Annotated in this window: 1 protein-coding gene; it reads right to left on the minus strand. The window is 33.2% G+C overall.

Annotation, left to right across the window (positions count from 1 at the left end; all coding sequences use genetic code 11):
- Positions 1–56: 56 nt before the first annotated feature.
- Positions 57–773, minus strand: coding sequence for a POTRA domain-containing protein (locus tag G561_RS0113520; protein ID WP_028859996.1), 717 nt, complete (start codon positions 771–773; stop codon positions 57–59).
- Positions 774–1406 lie beyond the last annotated feature (633 nt).

Consider the following 1406-nt stretch of genomic DNA (forward strand, 5'->3'; position numbering starts at 1 on the left):
AACTCTCTTGGATCGTTGAGCATAATAGCTCCCTCTTATGGATCGGGTGCTATATTTTACTCCTTCTTTGACTTTTTGTAGTGCGATTGCCCTGTGATCCCATACGCTTCAGATGTAACACCTTCTATACTTGGTATAATATCTATACTTGTGGTTGATGTTTGTGGCAATCTAAAGTTCTCTAAACTCGTCTCTAACTCTCTTAGGTTTAAGATATCACCTGTCTTCATGGTTATAGCATTATAAGTATTGACGTCTTTATCACTATCATTACTCAGCCATACATTTTTATATAGTCCAGGAACTATTTTTAGAGTAAGAACCTTACTATTAAGATCTTGCTCTGGAATACTAACTCGGGTCGTTATATAACCCTTTTTTAATATCTCATTTTGAACTTGATCGGCTATGTAAGACAGTCCTTGCTGCCCTATACATTGACCAATGATAGAGTTTGAACCTTGTGTTATTGGTTTTAAGATACCTTTAAATTTATTTAGATAATCGGCATCAACATCTATCCTAATAGTGTCAATGATAAAACAAGGCTTTTCATTCGCTGGTAGGGTGTTATTAATTGATTGAATATCTGTTTGCAGGTTAACCTGTGGTTCGTTGATATTTTGTTTAATTAGATCTTTACGTTGCTCGAACTGAGCTTGTTCAAGCTGGTTAATCGTGCTGGTATCAGTTTGCGCATATGCTGTCATACAACAAAGATGAATAGCCACTATTGGAGCTAATTTGTAAGGTTGTATGACATTGAGTTTCATGGCTAATCTCAGTTAATTTGCATGTTTTGGTTTTTATATTGGGCACTTAAACTTTTAAGCTCTTTATTGCTGACCCATTGTCGACTTTATTTACCAAACTGGTTATATTGTATAAGGTTAAAGCCTCATTAATGCATCAGACTGATTAAACAAGCAAAAAACTGGTTTTAAGAACTTGCTTTTATCGATTGGATATAACAGCAGTTTGAAAAAGATAATAGTAGCACTTTTAAAATCTGTCAATATTATTTATAAGAGTTATTAACTGATTAAAAGCAATTTGAATGAGTGAATGATTGGGAGTTATCTGACTTATAGTTATTAAGATGACTTTTTAACAATGGATAAGTCATAAGAATGTCTGGTCATGTCCTATAATAATAAGTGGTTATATTGATAAGAATATGCACACAACTCAACCTTAACATCTAAAATTAAGTTTTTAGTTTGCCTAGGGCAAAAAAACCGCCACAGTTAAAAAACTGTAGCGGTTTTTTTATATCTAATTTTAATGATAGTCATCTTATAAATAAATCAACAATGCTGGGCTAAAGCCACAGCCTACAAGCCAACCACACAACTTATATCAGGCTTTTTCTCATGATTTTGTAAAGCAAGTATTTGGGTGAATTA

Source organism: Psychrobacter phenylpyruvicus DSM 7000 = NBRC 102152, from assembly GCF_000685805.1.
GTDB classification, from domain to species: Bacteria; Pseudomonadota; Gammaproteobacteria; order Pseudomonadales; family Moraxellaceae; genus Psychrobacter; species Psychrobacter phenylpyruvicus.

Bases quoted from the DNA above. Each gene is read 5' to 3' on its own strand.
- G561_RS0113520 (WP_028859996.1), bottom strand. From the start codon at position 773: ATGAAACTCAATGTCATACAACCTTACAAATTAGCTCCAATAGTGGCT.